Here is a 16,191-nt window from a genome sequence, read left to right as displayed (position 1 = left end):
TCGGGGACCGCCCGCCCGGCCGCGGGTGCGCCGACTGTCGGTCTGCTCTGTCAGACTGGCGAACGTGACAGTCGAACAGTCTGAGGAATGGTTCGCGCGCGCGTCGGCCGCCACCCCCGGCGGCGTCAACTCGCCGGTGCGCGCGTTCAGCGCGGTCGGCGGCACGCCGAGGTTCATGGTCCGCGGCGAGGGCGCGTACCTCTGGGACGCCGACGGCACGAGATACGTCGACCTGGTGTCCTCGTGGGGGCCGATGATCCTCGGGCACGCCCACCCCGCGGTGGTCGAGGCCGCGCGGGAGGCCGCGAGCCTCGGGCTGTCCTTCGGCACGCCGACCATCGGCGAGGTCGAACTGGCCGAGGAGATCATCGGCCGGGTCGAGCCGGTGCAGCAGGTGCGGCTGGTCAACTCGGGCACCGAGGCGACGATGAGCGCCATCCGGCTGGCCCGCGGCTTCACCGAACGGTCCAAGATCATCAAGTTCGCCGGCTGCTACCACGGGCACGTCGACGCGCTGCTCGCGCAGGCGGGCTCCGGCGTGGCCACGCTCGGGCTGCCGACCTCGCCGGGGGTCACCGGCGCGCAGGCCGCCGACACGATCGTCCTGCCCTACAACGACGTCGACGCCGTGCGGGCCGCCTTCGCGGACAACCCCGGCGAGATCGCCGCGATCATCACCGAGGCCGCCGCGGGCAACATGGGCGCGGTCGCCCCGGACCGGGACTTCAACGCCTCCCTGCGTGAGCTCGCGCACGGAGACGGCGCGCTGCTGATCATGGACGAGGTGATGACCGGGTTCCGGGTCAACGCCGCCGGCTGGTTCGGCATCGAAGGCGTGCCCGGCGACCTCTACACCTTCGGCAAGGTGATGTCCGGCGGCCTGCCCGCGGCGGCGTTCGGCGGCCGCGCGGAAGTGATGGCCCGGCTCGCTCCGACCGGCCCGGTCTACCAGGCGGGCACGCTGTCCGGGAACCCGGTGGCGGTGGCCTCCGGCCTGGCCACCCTGCGCCACGCCGACGACGCGGTCTACCGCGCGCTCGACGCGAACTCGCAGCGGCTCGGCGCGCTGTTCGGCCAGGCGCTCTCGGCCGCCGGGGTGGCGCACCACGTGGCGTACGCGGGCAACCTGCTCAGCGTGTTCTTCACCGAGGAGCCGGTGCGGAACTACCACGACGCGACCACCGCCCAGATCTGGCGCTTCCCGCCGTTCTTCCACGCGCTGCTCGAGCGCGGGGTCTACGCCCCGCCGAGCGCCTTCGAGGCGTGGTTCGTCAACGCCGCCATGGACGACGCCGCGTTCGAGCTGATCGAAGCCGCGCTGACCCCGGCGGCGGAAGCGGCCGCCGCCGCGGAGCAGGCGTCATGACGACGATCGTGCACGTGCTCCGCCACGGCGAGGTGCACAACCCCGAAGGCATCCTTTACGGCCGCCTGCCCGGTTTCCGGCTGTCCGGGCGCGGGCAGCGGCAGGCGCTCACCGTCGCCGAAGCGCTGGCGGGGCACCAGATCGTGCACGTGGTGGCGTCGCCGCTGCAGCGCGCGCAGGAGACGGCCGCGCCGATCGCCGACGCGCACCGGCTCGACGTGGCCACCGACGAGCGGCTGATCGAGGCGGGCAACCAGTTCGAGGGCGAGCGGGTCGCGGTCGGCGACGGCGCGCTGCGGGAGCCGCGGCACTGGCCGAAGCTGGTCAACCCGTTCAAACCGTCGTGGGGTGAGCCGTACCTCGAGATCGCGCACCGGATGCTCGGCGCGATCCACCGCGCGCGCACCGAGGCCGAGGGCTTCGAGGCGTTGTGCGTCTCACACCAGCTGCCGATCTGGACGCTGCGGCGGTTCCTGGAGCGGCGCCCGCTCTGGCACGACCCGCGGCAGCGGCAGTGCTCGCTGGCCTCGCTGACCAGCCTGGTCTTCGAGGGCGACCGGCTCGACCGGATCGTCTACAGCGAGCCCGCCGGGTACACCGACCCGAAGGTCACCGGGGCATGAGGAAGCTCGTCGCTCCGTTCGCCGCGCTGGTCCTGCTGCTGGCGGGCTGCTCCGGCGGGTCCGACGCGGTCGCGCGCGGTACCAACTTCGAGTTCGTCTCACCGGGCGGGCAGGTCGACATCACCTACGAAGGCGACCAGCGCAAGCCGCTGCCGCCGATGTCCGGTGAGGACCTGATGGTCGAGGGCAAGCAGATCTCGGTCGCGGACTTCCCTGGCAAGGTCGTGGTGCTCAACCTCTGGGGTTCGTGGTGCCCGCCGTGCCGTACCGAAGCGCCAGAGCTGGAGAAGGTGCAGCGCGAGGCGCCCGGCGTGCAGGTGATCGGGCTGGACGTCCGCGAGGACAACCGGAACGCGCCCCAGGACTTCGTGCGTAATTTCGGTCTCACCTTCCCGTCCATCTACGACCCGCCCGGCCGGTCACTGCTGGCGCTCAAGGGCTACCCGCGCAACGCCGTGCCGTCGACGATCGTGCTGGACAAGCAGCACCGGGTGGCCATGGTCTTCCTGCGCGGCCTGCTCGCCAGCGACCTGATGCCGGTCGTTCAGCGGCTCGCCGCCGAGTAACCGGTAGCCGGTGAGTTCACGGGTTCTTCATTCCTTACCCTGATCTGGTGGACCCAGTGACCGAGCTAGCGACCTCCGGTCCGCTGCTGCTCGCCGCCGGGGTGGCCCTGCTGGCCGGGGCGGTCTCGTTCGCTTCGCCGTGCGTGGTGCCGCTGGTGCCCGGTTACCTCGCCTACCTCTCCGCACTGGTCGGCGCGGACGCGCCCGCGGTCAGCCCGGACGAGGCGCCGAAGAAGGGCCGCTTCGCCGTGGTCGGCGCGGCCGGGTTGTTCATCCTCGGCTTCACCGTGGTGTTCACGCTCGGGCTCGGCAGCCTGGTCTGGGTCTCCGACGCCATGCTGATGAACCAGGACCTGCTGCAGCGCATCGGCGGCGTCATCACGATCGCCATGGGACTGGTGTTCCTCGGCCTGATTCCCGCGCTGCAGAAGGACGTCCGCTCGCACCGCGTGCCGCGCGGCGGGCTGTGGGGCGCGCCGCTGCTCGGAGCGGTCTTCGGCCTCGGCTGGACCCCGTGCATCGGCCCGACGCTGACCGGCGTGCTGGTGCTGGCCAGCTCCACCGGTGGCACCGCGGCCCGCGGGTTCCTGCTGATCCTGCTCTACTGCCTCGGCCTCGGCGTGCCGTTCCTGCTGATCGCGCTGGGCGCCCGCTGGGCCGTGCGGGTCACCGGCTGGCTGCGCCGCAACGGCCGCCGCGTGCAGATCTTCGGCGGCGCGCTGCTTCTGGTGGTCGGCCTGCTGCTGGTCACCGGGCTGTGGGGCGAGCTGGTCGGCTGGCTGCGGGTGGCGGTCGTCAACGAAGTGGAGCTCCCGCTGTGACGCTCACCTCGGACGCACCGCCGAAGGGCCCGTACCGCGAAACCCCGCTCCGGCGCGCACTCGCGTTCGTCCGCAACACCTGGCGCGGGCTGACCTCGATGCGCACCGCGCTGATCCTGCTGTTCCTGCTGGCGCTCGCCGCGCTGCCCGGCGCCCTGCTGCCGCAGCGCGCGCTGAACGCGCCGAAGACCGACGAATACATCACCAACCACGGCTGGTGGGGTGAGCTGCTCGACGCGACGCAGTTCTTCGAGGTCTACTCCAGCGTCTGGTTCTCCGCGATCTACCTGCTGCTGATGGTGTCGCTGGTCGGCTGCCTGGGCCCGCGCAGCGTCGACTACGTCCGCGCGATGCGGGCCAAGCCGGTGCTCACCCCGCGCCGCCTCGGGCGCATGCCGCACCACCACCACTTCGAAACCGGTGCGAGCGCCGACGAAGTGGCCGCGACCGTCCGAACGCGACTGCGCGGGTGGCGCCAGGCCGAGCGCGAGGAGGAGGGCGGCGTCCGCACGATCAGCGCGGAACGCGGCTACCTGCGGGAGACCGGCAACCTGCTGTTCCACTTCGCCATGCTCGGGCTGATCGTGTTCTTCGCCATCGGCAAGATGTTCGGCTACGAGGGCCAGGTCACCGTGCTGGCCAACGGTTCGCAGTTCTGCAACTCCGGCATCTACGCCTACGACGCCTTCGACCCCGGCCTGCAGGTGGACGGCACCGAGCTGAGCCCGTTCTGCGTGAAGGTGAACGAGTTCACCGCGGAGTACACCGAGCAGCTGCAGCCGATCCACTACCAGGCCGACATCGAGTACCAGTCCGGCGCGGACCTGGAAACCGGCACCTGGCTGCCCTACCAGGTGAAGATGAACGAGCCGCTGCGCATGGGCGAGGACCGCGTCTACGTGCTCGGTTACGGCTACGCCCCGAAGTTCACCGTCACCTACCCCGACGGCACCACCCGCACGCAGGCGATCCAGTGGCGCCTGGTGGACCCGGCCACGATGCTGTCGGAGGGCGCGACCAAGTTCGACCCGCCGGGCATCACCGACACCGACGAGCGCCGCAAGAAGCAGCTGGCGATCACCGGGCTGTTCGCGCCGACCGCCTTCGTGCACGGCAACGTGCTCAGCTCGTCGAGCCCGGTGCTCACCGAACCCGGGGTCGCGGTGGACGTGCTGCGCGGCGACCTCGGCATCGACTCCGGGCGCGGGCAGTCCATCTTCGAGGTCAACCAGTCCATGGTGGACAGTGGGCGGCTGGTCAAGGTGGCTCGGGAGAACCTGATGCTGGGCCAGGAACTGGCGCTGGACGACGGCACGAAGATCCGGTTCGACGGGGTGGAGAAGTACGCCTCGCTCCAGGTGTCCTACGACCCGACGCAGGTGTGGGTGCTGGTCTGCGCGATCGCCATGCTGCTCGGGCTGATCGGCTCGCTGCTGGTCAAGCGGCGCCGGTTCTGGGTGCGGATCACCCCAGCCGCCGGTGGCGCCGAGCTACGACGTACTGTAGTAGAAGTGGCCGGTCTGGCCAGGACGGACCAGGCAGGCTACGGCGAGGAGTTCAACCGGATCGCGGTCTCGCTCCACGGTGCCGAGCACGGGGGGCGACCCCCGGACCCCCGGGAAACGCCCGAGAAGAAGGACTAGAGCATGGTCAACGAGACGCTGTCGCAGTTCAGCGACCTGTCCTACACCACAGCCGTCGCCGTGTACGTGCTGGCGATGATGTTCTTCCTGGTCGAGCAGTCCTTCGGGCGCAAGGGCAGGCAGGCGGCCCAGCGCACCAGGGAGCGGTCCGCCGAACTGGTCGGCGCCGGCGGCGGGTCCGTGCTGTCCTCCACCGTGCCCCCGATCGACGAGGCGCCCGCCCGCCGCGAGCGGGCCGAGCGGATCGGCCGCATGGGCGTGGCCCTGACCGTGCTCGGAGCGCTGCTGCACCTGGCCGCGCTGGTGCTGCGCGGGGTCGCCACGCAGCGCGTGCCCTGGGGCAACATGTACGAATACATCATGGCGGTCTGCCTGATCGCCGTGGTGACCTGGCTGGTGGTGCTGCGCAAGTCGGACATCCGCCACCTGTCCGCGTTCGTGCTGCTGCCGGTGGTCATCCTGATGTTCGTCGGCGGCACCATGCTCTACGCGGTCGCCGCGCCGGTGCAGCCCGCGCTCCAGTCGTACTGGCTGGTCATCCACGTTTCGGCGGCGATCCTGAGCTCCGGGGTGTTCCTGGTGCCCGGGGTGGCCAGCGTCTTCTACCTGATCCGCAGCAGGCACGAGAAGAACCCGGCCAAGTTCGCGCGCTTCGGGCCCAAGCTGCCCGCGCTGGAGGTGCTGGACCGCGTCGCCTACCGGACCACCGTGTTCGCCTTCCCGGTGTTCACCTTCGGCGTGCTGTGCGGCGCGGTGTGGGCCGAGGCCGCGTGGGGCCGGTTCTGGGGCTGGGACCCGAAGGAGACGGTCGCCTTCATCGCGTGGGTCATCTACGCGGCCTACCTGCACTCGCGGGCCACGGCGGGCTGGCGCGGCAACCGCGCCGCCTGGATCAACGTGGTGGGCTTCTCCGCCACGGTGTTCAACCTGTTCTTCGTGAACCTGGTCACCACCGGTCTGCACTCCTACGCCGGGGTCGGCTGACATCTCACGCGGATCCCGGCTACCGTCGTGCCAGTACAGCCAGTACGACGAGAGGAAGTGGGAGGACCGCGACGGTGACCGGATCTGACGAGGTGCCCGGTCGGCAGCCGGAACCGGGCGAGGAGCCCACCCAGTGGCAACCCGCGCCCCCACCGCCCCCCGCCGAGGACCAGGCGCACTTCTCCGAGGAACGCACCGACTCGGCACCGCACCCGGCGGCCTCCGGGCCGTACGAGGTGCCGCAGGTGCCACCCGTGCCGCCGTACCAGCGGCCCTACGCCGATCCGTACGACCAGCAACTGCCGCCGCTGCACCCGCAGCAACAGCAGCAGTACGGGCAGCCGTCCGCCCCGCTCCCGCCGTTGCCGCAGCCGCAGTCCCCGGCCGGTCCGCCCGCGCCGCTGCTGCCGCCGGGCATGCTGCCCCAGCCGCTCGGCAGGCCGCTGCCCGGCGACGACCTGACCACCGCGCACCTGGTGAAGCCGAACAAGCGGCGGCCGCAGTCCGGCTGGCGCAAGGCGCTGTACGTGGGGTCCGGCAAGCTGATCAACCCGGGTGAAAGCCCGGCGGACCGGCGTCGCCGCGAGCTGATCGCGCAGGTCAACCAGCCCCTGCGGGGGTGCTACAAGATCGCCATGCTGAGCCTGAAGGGCGGCGTGGGCAAGACCACGACCACCACCACGCTCGGCGCGACCTTCGCCTCGCTGCGCGGTGACCGCGTGGTCGCCGTCGACGCGAACCCGGACCGCGGCACGCTGTCGCAGAAGATCCCCATCGAGACCACCGCCACCGTGCGCCACCTGCTGCGGGACGCGGACAAGATCACGCGCTACAGCGACGTCCGGTCGTACACCTCACAGGGTTCGAGCCGGCTGGAGATCCTCGCCAGCGAGCAGGACCCGGCGGTCTCGGAGGCGTTCTCGGAGGACGACTACCGGCGCACGGTCAACCTGCTGGAGCACTTCTACAACATCGTGCTCACCGACTGCGGGACCGGCCTGATGCACTCGGCGATGAAGGGCGTGCTCGACGTCGCCGACTCGCTGGTCGTGGTCTCGTCCGGCTCGGTGGACGGCGCGCGCAGCGCCTCGGCCACGCTGGACTGGCTGGACGCGCACGGCTACGGCGACCTGGTGAAGCGCTCGGTCGCGGTGATCAACTCGGTGCGCCCCAAGGGCGGCTCGGTCGACCTGGACAAGCTGGCGGCGCACTTCGCCGCGCGGGTGCGGGGCGTGTGCCGCATCCCGTTCGACCCGCACCTCGAAGAGGGCGCCGAGATCGAACTGGACCGGCTGCAGGCTGACACGCGACTGGCCCTGCTGGAACTGGCGGCCACCGTCGCGGACGGCTTCTCCGTCGAGCGCTAGCGGGGGATCGGGTAAAGCGGGGTTTTACTTCTCGTCGTCGTCCCGGCTCCTCTTCCGGTGCTGCTCGGACAGACCACGGAGGAAGTCCGGATCGTCATCGGGGGCGACGCGGGGCTGTGACGACGGGACTCCGGGGCGCGGGGCGCCGAACGTTCGCCACAGGACGACGGCGACCGTCAGTGCTCCGATCGCCGCGAGCAGGTAGAGCATGCTCGATCCCTTCAGGCTGTGGTGCGCGGGTGTCTCCCCCCGAGGTTAACCCTTTTGCCGGGTTTGCGGGTGCGACGGGGGCCGCGCCGTGAAAAGCGAACGGGGATGTCGTGAGACATCCCCGTGGGTTCGCGTGGTTCGCGCGCCGGTCAGCGGCGGGTCGGCTCGCTGGCGTCGGTGGTGAGTTCGGCGAGCAACTCGTTGACTTCGGCTTCCCGGAAGCGGCGGTGGCCGCCCGGGGTGCGGATGGAACCGATCCGCCCGGCGGTGGCCCAGCGGGTCACCGTCTTCGGATCGACTCGGAACAATGCGGCGACCTCACCCGGGGTGAGCAGTCGTCCTCCGACGGTCGCGGTCACTTTCCGCCTCCTTCACGACCTCGCGGCTCTCAACGGCGCAATCGTCGCATCCACCCCGTCAGGTACTCGAACGGTTGTCGAAGAGTAAAGAGGTAGTAAGGGATAAAACACCCGCTTCGGACACCCCACACTCAGGCAGCCGAGTTCCACACTCAGGTAGCCGAACCCCACACTGGCGCACCCGAGTTCCACACTCGGGCGCCTGAACTCCACACATGGAGGTGGGCTCGGGGGTGTGAGCGCGGAGGCCGGGCGGGGTGGGGCTGGTTAGGGTGACCCGCTATGGACGCACTCGATCGCAGGATCATCGCCGCGCTGCGGCTCAACGGCAGGGCGACCTACGCCGAGCTGGGCCGGACCGTGGGGTTGTCGGCGTCCTCGGTGCACGAGCGCGTCGGCAAGCTGGAGGCGGCCGGGGTGATCACCGGCTACCACGCCGTGGTGGATCCGAGCACGGTCGGCCTCGGCGTGACCGCCCTGGTCGGCATCCAGCCGACCGACACCGCCGCCGACGACGACGTCGCGGAAGCGCTCGGCAGCCTCGTCGAGGTCGAGAGCTGCTACGCCGTCGCGGGTGACGAGGCGTTCGTGGTCAAGGTCCGGGTGTCCACGGTCGACCAGCTGGAGCGCACCCTCGGCAGGCTCCGCCGGATCGACGGGGTGGCCCGCACACGCACCACCGTGGTGCTGTCCACCCGCTTCGAGGCCAGGCCGAACAACGAAGGCCTGGACGAGCCGCCCGGAGAAGGCGCGTAACCTGCATTGATGTGACTGACGCTGCTGTTCCTGGCCACCTGGGTCGCGATCTGACGTTGTACCTGCTCGCGCGCTTCGGCCTGGTGGCCGTGGTCGCCGGGCTCCTGCTGCTGGTGAACGTGCCGCTGCTGGTGGCCCTCGCGGTCGGCCTCGTGGTCGGCCTGCCGCTGGGCCTGCTCGCCTTCCGCGGGCTCAACACCCGCGTCACCGCCCAGCTGGCCAAGCGCAACGAGGGCCGCGCCCGCGAGCGCGCCAAGCTGCGCGCCCAGCTGCGGGGCGACACCGCGGAAGCCGAATGAGCCCGCAGAACCGCGCGTGGACCCGTGAGGCCGTGCGCCTCATCGAGGCCGACGCCAACCGCAGCGCCGACACCCACCTCAAGGTCTTCCCCCTGCCGCCGGAATGGGGCGTCGACCTCTACCTCAAGGACGAGTCGGTGCACCCGACCGGCTCGCTCAAGCACCGCCTCGCCCGCTCGCTGCTGCTGTACGGCCTGGTCAACGGGCACATCGGCCCGGACACCGTGCTGATCGAGGCGTCCAGCGGCTCGACCGCGGTGTCCGAGGCGTACTTCGCCAGGATGCTCGGCCTGGAATTCGTCACGGTGGTGCCGCGCAAGACCAGCCCGGAGAAGATCGCGCTGATCGAGTTCTACGGCGGCCGCTGCCACTTCGTCGACATCCCGGCCGAGATGTACACCGAGGCCGAGCGCCTGGCGTCGGAGTGCAACGGGCACTACCTGGACCAGTTCACCTACGCCGAGCGCGCGACCGACTGGCGGGGTAACAACAACATCGCCGAGTCGGTGTTCGCGCAGCTGCGCGCCGAGCGGCACCCGGTGCCCGCGTGGATCGTGGTCGGCGCGGGCACGGGCGGCACCAGCGCGACCTTCGGCCGGTACGTGCGCTACCGGCGGCACACCACGAAGGTCGCTGTGGTCGACCCGGAGAACTCGTCGTTCTACGGCGCCTGGGAGACCGGCGCGCTCGACTACGGCACCGGCATGCCGTCGCGGATCGAAGGCATCGGCCGCCCGCGCTGCGAGCCGTCGTTCGTGCCGAGTGTGATCGACGAGATGTTCCAGGTCCCGGACGCGGCGTCGATCGCGGCGATCCGCCTGCTGCGCGAGCACACCGGGTACTGGGCCGGCGGGTCGACCGGGACCAGCCTTTACGGCGCGTTCAAGCTGATCTCGCGCATGGTCTCGGAAGGCCAGGCGGGCAGCGTGGTGACGCTGCTGTGCGACGGCGGCGACCGCTATGCGCACACCTACTACAGCGACGAGTGGGTGGCCGCGCAGGGCATGGACCTGGCACCGCACCGGGCCGCGATGGAAGAGTTCCTGGTCAGCGGTAAATTCTTGCCTTGATCTTCGGCCGCGTTTTCGGCCGCGCCTCCGGCGCGGCGGCGAGGGCGCTTTTGAGCCGGTCACTGGAGCAAGGCACGCCGTGCCGTGGCCGGCCCGACGCGCCTCACTCCAGTGACCGGCGCGCCCTCGCGCCGCTCTCTAGAGCAGGACGAGTGCGACGCAGGTGAGCACGGCCCAGGCGAGCATGGCCAGGCCGGTGTCCTTGAGCGCCGGGATCAGGCCGGGGCCGGTGGCGCCGGAGCGGATCGCGCGCACCGGGCGGATCAGCAGAGCGCCGGCGAGCACCCCGATCACCAGGCGCGGGTCGGTGAGCAGGCCGAGGGCGAAGCTGAGCACGAACGGCACGGCCACCAGCACCAGGTAGAACCGCCGCGTGCCGTCGTCGCCGAGGCGGACGGCCAGCGTGCGCTTGCCCGCGGTGACGTCGGTGGGGATGTCGCGCAGGTTGTTCGCGGTGAGCACGGCGGTGGAGAAGCTGCCGACGGCGACCGCGCAGGCCAGCGCCTCCCAGCTGAGGCGCCCGGCCTGGATGTAGACGGTGCCGAGCACGGCGGCCAGGCCGAAGAAGACGAAGACGGCGATCTCGCCCAGGCCCGCGTAGCCGTACGGCCGCCGCCCGCCGGTGTAGAACCAGGCGCCGAGCAGGCACAACGCGCCCATCGCGAGCAGCCACCAGTACCCGCTCGCGGCGACCAGCACCAGCCCGAGCACGCCCGCGACGCCGAGCGAGGTGAGGGCCGCGGCCAGCACCGCCTTCGGCTTGGCGGTGCCCGAGCCGACCAGCCGCAGTGGTCCGACGCGATCGGCGTCGGTGCCGCGGATGCCGTCGGAGTAATCGTTGGCGTAGTTGACGCCGATGATCAACGCGAGCGCCACGCCCAGCGCGAGCAGCGACCGCCACCAGGAGAACGCCCCGAGCGCCGTCGCCGCCCCGATCCCGGCGACCACCGGTGCCACCGCGTTCGGCAGCGTCCGCGGCCGCGCCCCCTCGATCCATTCGGTCAGCGTCGCCATACCGAGCATTCTGGCCACCGGGGCGACCGGCCGGTGCGGCAGGGGCCCGTGACGATTGCTATGAGTGGGGCATTACTAGCATTCAATGCAAGTAATGCCCCATTCATAGCAATCAGCCGCGCCCTCAGCAGGGTGGAGGGGTTTGCGCGACCTTCACGTAGGCGCCCGAGACGTACATCCCCGGCGCCAACCGGTACCACCGGGCATCGGTGCCTTCCGTGCCCGGCACGGATTCGCCCGGCGCGGCGCATTCGAGGCGGATCTGCGCGTGCCGCGCGGCCAGGCCCACCTGCGGCTGCGAGCTGTGCGGCCCGATCCGCACGTTCAGCGAGTCGTACGAGGTCACCGTGCCCCACGGGCCGCCGCCGGTCCACTGGTAGGTGACGTCGACCCAGGCGTTGTCCTTCAGCTTCAGCCCGTCCCAGAAGGTGCCGTCGGCCAGGTCGATGCCCGCCGGGTTCGCCACCTCGCGGCCGAATTCGTCCTTCCCGCCGTTGTACCCGCGCTGGTACGCCGCCTGCGCCTGCGGCAACCCGCGCGGCAGGTCGCTCCAGCTCGCGCGCTCCGGGCTCCAGTAGTCGTCCTTGGTGTTCCACGGCCCGACGTCCCACACCGGCGCCCATTCGCACCGCCCGTGGCCCGCGGTGCACACCTTCACCGAGTAGTTGCCCTGGTTCTTGCCCGCGAGCCCGCGCCGCGAGGGCAGGGCCACGAAGTGGTCGCGCTGCACGATCTTGTGCCCGTTCGCGGTGGTCCCGCCGACCAGGCCCTCACGCGTGGCGAAGACCCGGTAGGTGACCGCGAGCGTGGGGTCGGTGATCGCGACCCCGGCGTGCCAGGCGGTCACCTGCAGCGAGCCGATCTCGACGCCGACCTGACCGGGCAGCACCAGCCGCGCCTGCACCGATCGCGTCGCGCTCGGCAATTCGGCGGGAATCCCCGGCACCGCCTCGATCCATTCGGTCCACCGGCCGTCCGGGCGCAGGCCGCGTACGTCCACCAGCACGCCCGGCGTCCCGTGCTCGATCCGCACAGTGTCCACTTCGGACTGGAGTTCCTTGACCGGCAGGTCTTCCACGCTCAGCGGCAACATCGTCCCCGGCAACGGTTCGAGCCGGCCGCGTGGCGGATCGATCGTCCAGCTCACCGGCCCGTCGGCGAAGGCGGGGGTGGTCAGGCCGCTGAAGGCCAGCAGCACGCACAACACCAGAGCACGGGTTCTGTTGATCACGGAAAGTCAGCAAAAGGGACACCCCGTGATCTGTCAACGCGGGGACCCGACCGGGTCAACCGTGTTTGAAATGCGCGCGAACGCCGCTACGGTCCACCTTCCCCGGGCCGCGCAACGGGAGTTCCTCCAGCGTGAGGAACCTTTTCGGCACCGCGGCCGCGCCCGAGTCCGCCCGCACGAGCGCGCGGAGGTCGTCCTCCGGAAGGGTGGCTTCGGCGAGCACCACGGCGGCCACCACGGCCTCGCCCCATTCCGGGTCCGGCACGCCGACCACGCACACCGCGCGCACCGCCGGATGGGTCAGCAGCGCCCGTTCCACCGCGGCCGCGGGCACCTTCACCCCGCCGGTGTTGATCACGTCGTCGGCCCGGCCGAGCACCTCCAGCCTGCCGCCGTCGAGCCGCCCGAGGTCGCTGGTGCGGAACCAGCCGTCCACGAAGGACTCCGCGGTCAGCTCGGGGTTCAGGCGATAACCGTGTGCCAGCACCGGACCGGCGATCTCCACCCGGCCGCCCGTACCGATACGAATGTCCACTTCGGACAGCGGGATGCCCGCATAGACGCAGCCGCTGGCGGTTTCGCTCATCCCGTACGCGGGCACCGCGGTGATCCCGGCGTCGGCCGCGCGTTCCGCCAGGCGCGGGTCCAGCGCGGCCCCGCCGAGCACGATCGCGTCCAGCCGGGCGACCTCGCGCGTCACCTCCGGGCCCGCGGCCACCAGCCGCGACAACTGCGTGGGCACCAGCGCGCTGTAGTGCGGCCCCGGCTGCCGGACCAGCTCGCGCACCCCGGCGGCGAAGTCCTCGGCCCGGAACCCCGCGCTGGTGTCGAGCACCACGGGCGTGGTCCCGGCGAGCATCGAGCGCACCAGCACCTGGAGGCCGCCGATGAACTGCGGTGGCGTCGCGAGCAGCCAGCGACCCGGGCCGCCGAGCCGCTCGTGCGTCGCCCCGGCGGACGAGCGCAGGGCGTCCGCCGAGAGCAGCACACCCTTCGGCGCCCCGGTCGAGCCGGAGGTCGCGATGATCACCGCCGTGCCGTCCTCGACCGGCAGGTCCGGCCGCATCGCGTCACGCAGCGTGGTGTTCCCGGCGGCCAGCGGCAGCACCGCCGGACCACCGTCCAGCGCCGCGGCCAGCGCTCCGGTCAGCTCCGGGACCGAGGTGACCACCCGCATCAGTAGTAGTACGGGTAGCCCGACCAGTCCGGCTCCCGCTTCTCCAGGAAGGCGTCGCGACCTTCGACCGCCTCGTCCTGCATGTAGGCCAACCGGGTGGTCTCACCGGCGAACAGCTGCTGGCCGACCAGTCCGTCGTCGATCAGGTTGAACGCGTACTTGAGCATGCGCTGCGCGGTCGGCGACTTGCCGTTGATCTCCCACGCCCAGCGCAGCGCCTCGGCCTCCAGTTCGGCGTGCGGGACCACGGCGTTCACCGCGCCCATCGCCCGCATTTCCTCGGCGGTGTAGGACCGCCCGAGGAAGAAGATCTCGCGGGCGAACTTCTGCCCGACCTGCCGCGCGAGGTACGCCGAGCCGTAGCCGCCGTCGAACGAGCCGACGGCGGAGTCGGTCTGCTTGAACCGCGCGTGCTCGGCCGAGGCCAGCGTGAGATCGCACACCACGTGCAGCGAGTGCCCGCCGCCCGCCGCCCAGCCCGGCACGACCGCCACCACCACTTTCGGCATGAACCGGATCAGCCGCTGGACCTCGAGGATGTGCAGCCTGCCCGCCTGCGCGGGGTCGACCGTGTCGGAGGTCTCCCCCTCCGCGTACTGATACCCGGACCGACCACGAATACGCTGGTCACCACCGGAGCAGAACGCCCAGCCGCCGTCCCGTGGCGACGGGCCGTTGCCGGTGAGCAGCACACAGCCGACGTCCGAGGACATCCGCGCGTGATCCAGCGCCCGGTACAGCTCGTCGACGGTGTGCGGCCGGAAGGCGTTGCGGACGCCCGGCCGGTCGAATGCGACCCGGACGACGCGTTTTCCTGAGCGGCTCTCCGTGGAACGGTGGTAGGTGATGTCGGTGAAGTCGAACCCTTCGACCTCGGACCACGAGGCGGGGTCGAACAGCTCGGAAATCTGGGTGTCACTCACACCTGGGAGAATAGGACCCATGGCCATGTGCGCGGAGGACCTGCCGGGGGACGCCCGGTGAACCCGTCGACCGCGCAGGCCAGGGTGATCGTGGACGAACTGATCCGCAACACCGTCTCCCACGTGGTGCTTTGCCCCGGTTCCCGCAACGCGCCGCTCTCGCTGGCGCTCTACGACGCCGCGTCGGCGGGCAAGCTGCGGCTGCACGTCCGGATCGACGAGCGCAGCGCCGCCTTCCTGGCCCTGGGCATCGCCGCGCGCACCGGCCGGCCGGTCGCCGTGCTGTGCACCTCCGGGACCGCGGCCTCGAACTTCCACCCCGCCGTGCTCGAAGCCGACCGCGCCGGGGTGCCGCTGATCGTGCTCACCGCCGATCGCCCCCCCGAGCTGCGCGCGGCCGGGGCCAACCAGGTCATCGACCAGCGCCGCCTCTACGGCGACGCGGTCCGCTACGGCGACGAGCTGGCGGTCGCCGAGCGCCGGGCCGGGCAGAACTCGTACTGGCGCAGCCAGGTCTGCCGGGCGTGGAACGCGGCCTACGGCGAATGGCGCAGCGGGCCGGTGCACCTGAACATCCCGTTCCGCGAGCCGCTGGTCCCCGACGGCGAAGACGGCGAGTGGTACGAGTCGCTGGAGGGCCGCCCCGGCGGTGCCCGGTGGACCGAGCTGCCCGACTTCGGCGCGCTGCCCGCGTTCGTGGTGCCCTCGGCGCGGCACGGCCTGGTGATCGCCTGCGACACCGGGGTGGGCGCGGCGAGCGAATGGGCCGAGCAGCACGGCTGGCCGGTGGTCTCGGAGACCGGCGGCGTCGGGCTGACCGGGTCGACCGCCATCGGCGCGGGTGCCTGGCTGCTCGGGGTGCCCGAGTTCATCGACAAGCACAAGCCGGAGCAGGTGCTCTGCCTCGGCAGGCCGACGGTGTTCCGGCAGGTGCAGGCGCTGCTCTCGGACGCCGACGTGGAGGTCCTGCTGGTCCGGCCGGATTCGGACTGGCCGGCGCCCGCGCACAACGTCCGGCAGGTGGGCCAGTGGTTCGCCGAGCCGACCAAGCCCGCCGACCCGGAATGGCTGGCGAGCTGGCAGCGCGCGGACGCCGCGGCGAAGGCGGCGGTCCGCGAGGCGCTGGCCGAGGAGCCGTGGCCGACCGGGCTGCGCCTGGCCGCGGAGCTGGTGGAGGCGCTGCCCGAGGACGCGATGCTGGTGGTCGGCCCGTCGAACCCGACCAGGGACATCGCGCTGGCCGGGGGCATGCGCCCGGACGTGCTGGTGCACCGCAACCGCGGCGTGGCCGGGATCGACGGCGCGGTGTCCACCGCGATCGGCGCCGCCAGTGTCCACAAAGGACCGTCCTACGCGCTGCTCGGCGACCTGACCTTCCTGCACGACATCAACGGCCTGCTGACCGGGCCTGCGGAGTACCGGCCGGACCTGACCATCGTGGTGCTCAACGACGACGGCGGCGGCATCTTCACGCTGCTGGAGCAGGGCGCGCCGGAGCACAGCGCCGGGTTCGAGCGGATCTTCGGCACCCCGCACGGGGCCGACCTGGGCGCGTTGTGCGCCGGGTACCGGGTGCCGCACGTGGTCGCGGAGACGCTCACGGAGTTCCGCGCCGCCCTGCGCCCGGCGCCGGGGCTACGGGTGATCGAGGTACGGGTGGACCGGTCGCGGCACCGGGACCTGCACGCGCGCCTGCGCTCCGCCGTCTCCGCCTCCATCTGAACGCTATGAGTGGGGCATTACTAGCGCCCTCCCGTCGCCCGCCGCCACCCTCAACGGAGC

17 protein-coding genes are annotated in these 16,191 nt (G+C 71.5%); 11 read left to right on the top strand and 6 right to left on the bottom strand.

All coding sequences use genetic code 11. From position 1 onward, the window contains the following. Window positions 1–55: 55 nt before the first annotated feature. The 7 genes from hemL to L3Q67_RS08285 all read left to right on the top strand — a co-directional run bounded on the left by hemL (window position 56) and on the right by L3Q67_RS08285 (window position 7,370). Window positions 56–1,366, top strand: a complete 1,311-nt coding sequence (gene hemL, locus L3Q67_RS08315; RefSeq protein WP_499191462.1) for a glutamate-1-semialdehyde 2,1-aminomutase — start codon at window positions 56–58, stop codon at window positions 1,364–1,366. Further along, window positions 1,363–1,989 carry a histidine phosphatase family protein gene (locus L3Q67_RS08310; protein ID WP_499188967.1) on the top strand — a complete coding sequence of 209 codons (627 nt, stop codon included), beginning with the start codon at window positions 1,363–1,365 and terminating at the stop codon, window positions 1,987–1,989. The genes hemL and L3Q67_RS08310 overlap by 4 nt, the downstream gene beginning before the upstream one ends. Further along, window positions 1,986–2,555, top strand: a complete 570-nt coding sequence (locus tag L3Q67_RS08305; protein WP_499188966.1) for a TlpA family protein disulfide reductase — start codon at window positions 1,986–1,988, stop codon at window positions 2,553–2,555. The genes L3Q67_RS08310 and L3Q67_RS08305 overlap by 4 nt, the downstream gene beginning before the upstream one ends. A 47-nt stretch (window positions 2,556–2,602) precedes the next feature. Further along, entirely contained in the window at window positions 2,603–3,376 is a 774-nt protein-coding gene (locus tag L3Q67_RS08300; RefSeq protein WP_499188965.1) for a cytochrome c biogenesis CcdA family protein, read from the top strand. Then, complete coding sequence (gene resB, locus L3Q67_RS08295; protein WP_499188964.1) at window positions 3,373–5,019, top strand: cytochrome c biogenesis protein ResB; 1,647 nt, start codon at window positions 3,373–3,375, stop codon at window positions 5,017–5,019. The genes L3Q67_RS08300 and resB overlap by 4 nt, the downstream gene beginning before the upstream one ends. A 3-nt stretch (window positions 5,020–5,022) precedes the next feature. Beyond that, window positions 5,023–6,003, top strand: a complete 981-nt coding sequence (gene ccsB, locus L3Q67_RS08290) for a cytochrome c biogenesis protein (protein ID WP_499188963.1) — start codon at window positions 5,023–5,025, stop codon at window positions 6,001–6,003. A gap of 74 nt (window positions 6,004–6,077) precedes the next feature. Next, a complete protein-coding gene (locus tag L3Q67_RS08285; protein WP_499188962.1) occupies window positions 6,078–7,370 on the top strand; it encodes a MinD/ParA family ATP-binding protein in 1,293 nt (430 codons plus the stop codon). A gap of 24 nt (window positions 7,371–7,394) precedes the next feature. Here L3Q67_RS08285 and L3Q67_RS08280 read toward each other — a convergent pair whose 3' ends face one another. Then, the gene (locus L3Q67_RS08280; RefSeq protein ID WP_209663862.1) at window positions 7,395–7,580 is read right to left on the bottom strand and encodes a hypothetical protein; all 186 of its coding nucleotides are present in this window, start codon (window positions 7,578–7,580) and stop codon (window positions 7,395–7,397) included. A 149-nt stretch (window positions 7,581–7,729) separates the two neighbouring features. Continuing rightward, on the bottom strand, window positions 7,730–7,939 hold the full coding sequence (locus L3Q67_RS08275; RefSeq protein WP_209663863.1) for a BldC family transcriptional regulator: 210 nt from the start codon (window positions 7,937–7,939) through the stop codon (window positions 7,730–7,732). A gap of 282 nt (window positions 7,940–8,221) precedes the next feature. Here L3Q67_RS08275 and L3Q67_RS08270 point away from each other — a divergent pair, with 282 nt between their 5' ends. From L3Q67_RS08270 to cds1, 3 genes are read left to right on the top strand one after another with little or no spacing between them, the layout of a single operon-like run. Next, window positions 8,222–8,695: an Lrp/AsnC family transcriptional regulator gene (locus L3Q67_RS08270; protein ID WP_499188961.1), complete on the top strand. Its 474-nt coding sequence runs from the start codon at window positions 8,222–8,224 to the stop codon at window positions 8,693–8,695. 11 nt (window positions 8,696–8,706) lie between these two features. Further along, window positions 8,707–8,994 carry a DUF4229 domain-containing protein gene (locus tag L3Q67_RS08265; protein WP_499188960.1) on the top strand — a complete coding sequence of 96 codons (288 nt, stop codon included), beginning with the start codon at window positions 8,707–8,709 and terminating at the stop codon, window positions 8,992–8,994. Then, on the top strand, window positions 8,991–10,064 hold the full coding sequence (gene cds1 / locus L3Q67_RS08260) for a PLP-dependent cysteine synthase family protein (RefSeq protein WP_499188959.1): 1,074 nt from the start codon (window positions 8,991–8,993) through the stop codon (window positions 10,062–10,064). The genes L3Q67_RS08265 and cds1 overlap by 4 nt, the downstream gene beginning before the upstream one ends. A 138-nt stretch (window positions 10,065–10,202) precedes the next feature. Here cds1 and L3Q67_RS08255 read toward each other — a convergent pair whose 3' ends face one another. The 4 genes from L3Q67_RS08255 to L3Q67_RS08240 form a co-directional block, all read right to left on the bottom strand. Further along, a complete protein-coding gene (locus L3Q67_RS08255) occupies window positions 10,203–11,078 on the bottom strand; it encodes a 1,4-dihydroxy-2-naphthoate polyprenyltransferase (protein WP_209663867.1) in 876 nt (291 codons plus the stop codon). Window positions 11,079–11,202: 124 nt separating this feature from the next. Then, on the bottom strand, window positions 11,203–12,309 hold the full coding sequence (locus tag L3Q67_RS08250; protein ID WP_499188958.1) for a DUF8814 domain-containing protein: 1,107 nt from the start codon (window positions 12,307–12,309) through the stop codon (window positions 11,203–11,205). Between the two features lie 55 nt (window positions 12,310–12,364). After that, window positions 12,365–13,486: an O-succinylbenzoic acid-CoA ligase family protein gene (gene menE / locus L3Q67_RS08245; RefSeq protein WP_499188957.1), complete on the bottom strand. Its 1,122-nt coding sequence runs from the start codon at window positions 13,484–13,486 to the stop codon at window positions 12,365–12,367. After that, window positions 13,486–14,430 carry a 1,4-dihydroxy-2-naphthoyl-CoA synthase gene (locus L3Q67_RS08240; RefSeq protein ID WP_499188956.1) on the bottom strand — a complete coding sequence of 315 codons (945 nt, stop codon included), beginning with the start codon at window positions 14,428–14,430 and terminating at the stop codon, window positions 13,486–13,488. The genes menE and L3Q67_RS08240 overlap by 1 nt, the downstream gene beginning before the upstream one ends. A gap of 36 nt (window positions 14,431–14,466) precedes the next feature. On the opposite strand from L3Q67_RS08240, the gene menD reads away from it, so the two are divergent. After that, window positions 14,467–16,131 (top strand): 2-succinyl-5-enolpyruvyl-6-hydroxy-3-cyclohexene-1-carboxylate synthase, encoded by a 1,665-nt coding sequence (gene menD, locus L3Q67_RS08235; RefSeq protein WP_499188955.1) that lies wholly within the window; start codon window positions 14,467–14,469, stop codon window positions 16,129–16,131. Window positions 16,132–16,191: the final 60 nt, after the last annotated feature.

The organism is Saccharothrix sp. AJ9571, assembly GCF_021725495.1.
GTDB classification, from domain to species: domain Bacteria; phylum Actinomycetota; class Actinomycetes; order Mycobacteriales; family Pseudonocardiaceae; genus Amycolatopsis; species Amycolatopsis magusensis.
This window is presented reverse-complemented; position numbering and strand designations above follow the sequence as displayed.

Excerpts from the sequence above, each read along its gene's own strand:
- L3Q67_RS08280 (WP_209663862.1), bottom strand. The coding sequence starts at position 7,580 with ATGCTCTACCTGCTCGCGGCGATCGGAGCACTGACGGTCGCCGTCGTC.
- L3Q67_RS08270 (WP_499188961.1), top strand. The coding sequence starts at position 8,222 with ATGGACGCACTCGATCGCAGGATCATCGCCGCGCTGCGGCTCAACGGC.
- L3Q67_RS08255 (WP_209663867.1), bottom strand. The coding sequence starts at position 11,078 with ATGGCGACGCTGACCGAATGGATCGAGGGGGCGCGGCCGCGGACGCTG.
- cds1 (WP_499188959.1), top strand. The coding sequence starts at position 8,991 with ATGAGCCCGCAGAACCGCGCGTGGACCCGTGAGGCCGTGCGCCTCATC.
- menE (WP_499188957.1), bottom strand. The coding sequence starts at position 13,486 with ATGCGGGTGGTCACCTCGGTCCCGGAGCTGACCGGAGCGCTGGCCGCG.
- L3Q67_RS08305 (WP_499188966.1), top strand. The coding sequence starts at position 1,986 with ATGAGGAAGCTCGTCGCTCCGTTCGCCGCGCTGGTCCTGCTGCTGGCG.
- ccsB (WP_499188963.1), top strand. The coding sequence starts at position 5,023 with ATGGTCAACGAGACGCTGTCGCAGTTCAGCGACCTGTCCTACACCACA.
- L3Q67_RS08310 (WP_499188967.1), top strand. The coding sequence starts at position 1,363 with ATGACGACGATCGTGCACGTGCTCCGCCACGGCGAGGTGCACAACCCC.
- L3Q67_RS08240 (WP_499188956.1), bottom strand. The coding sequence starts at position 14,430 with ATGGGTCCTATTCTCCCAGGTGTGAGTGACACCCAGATTTCCGAGCTG.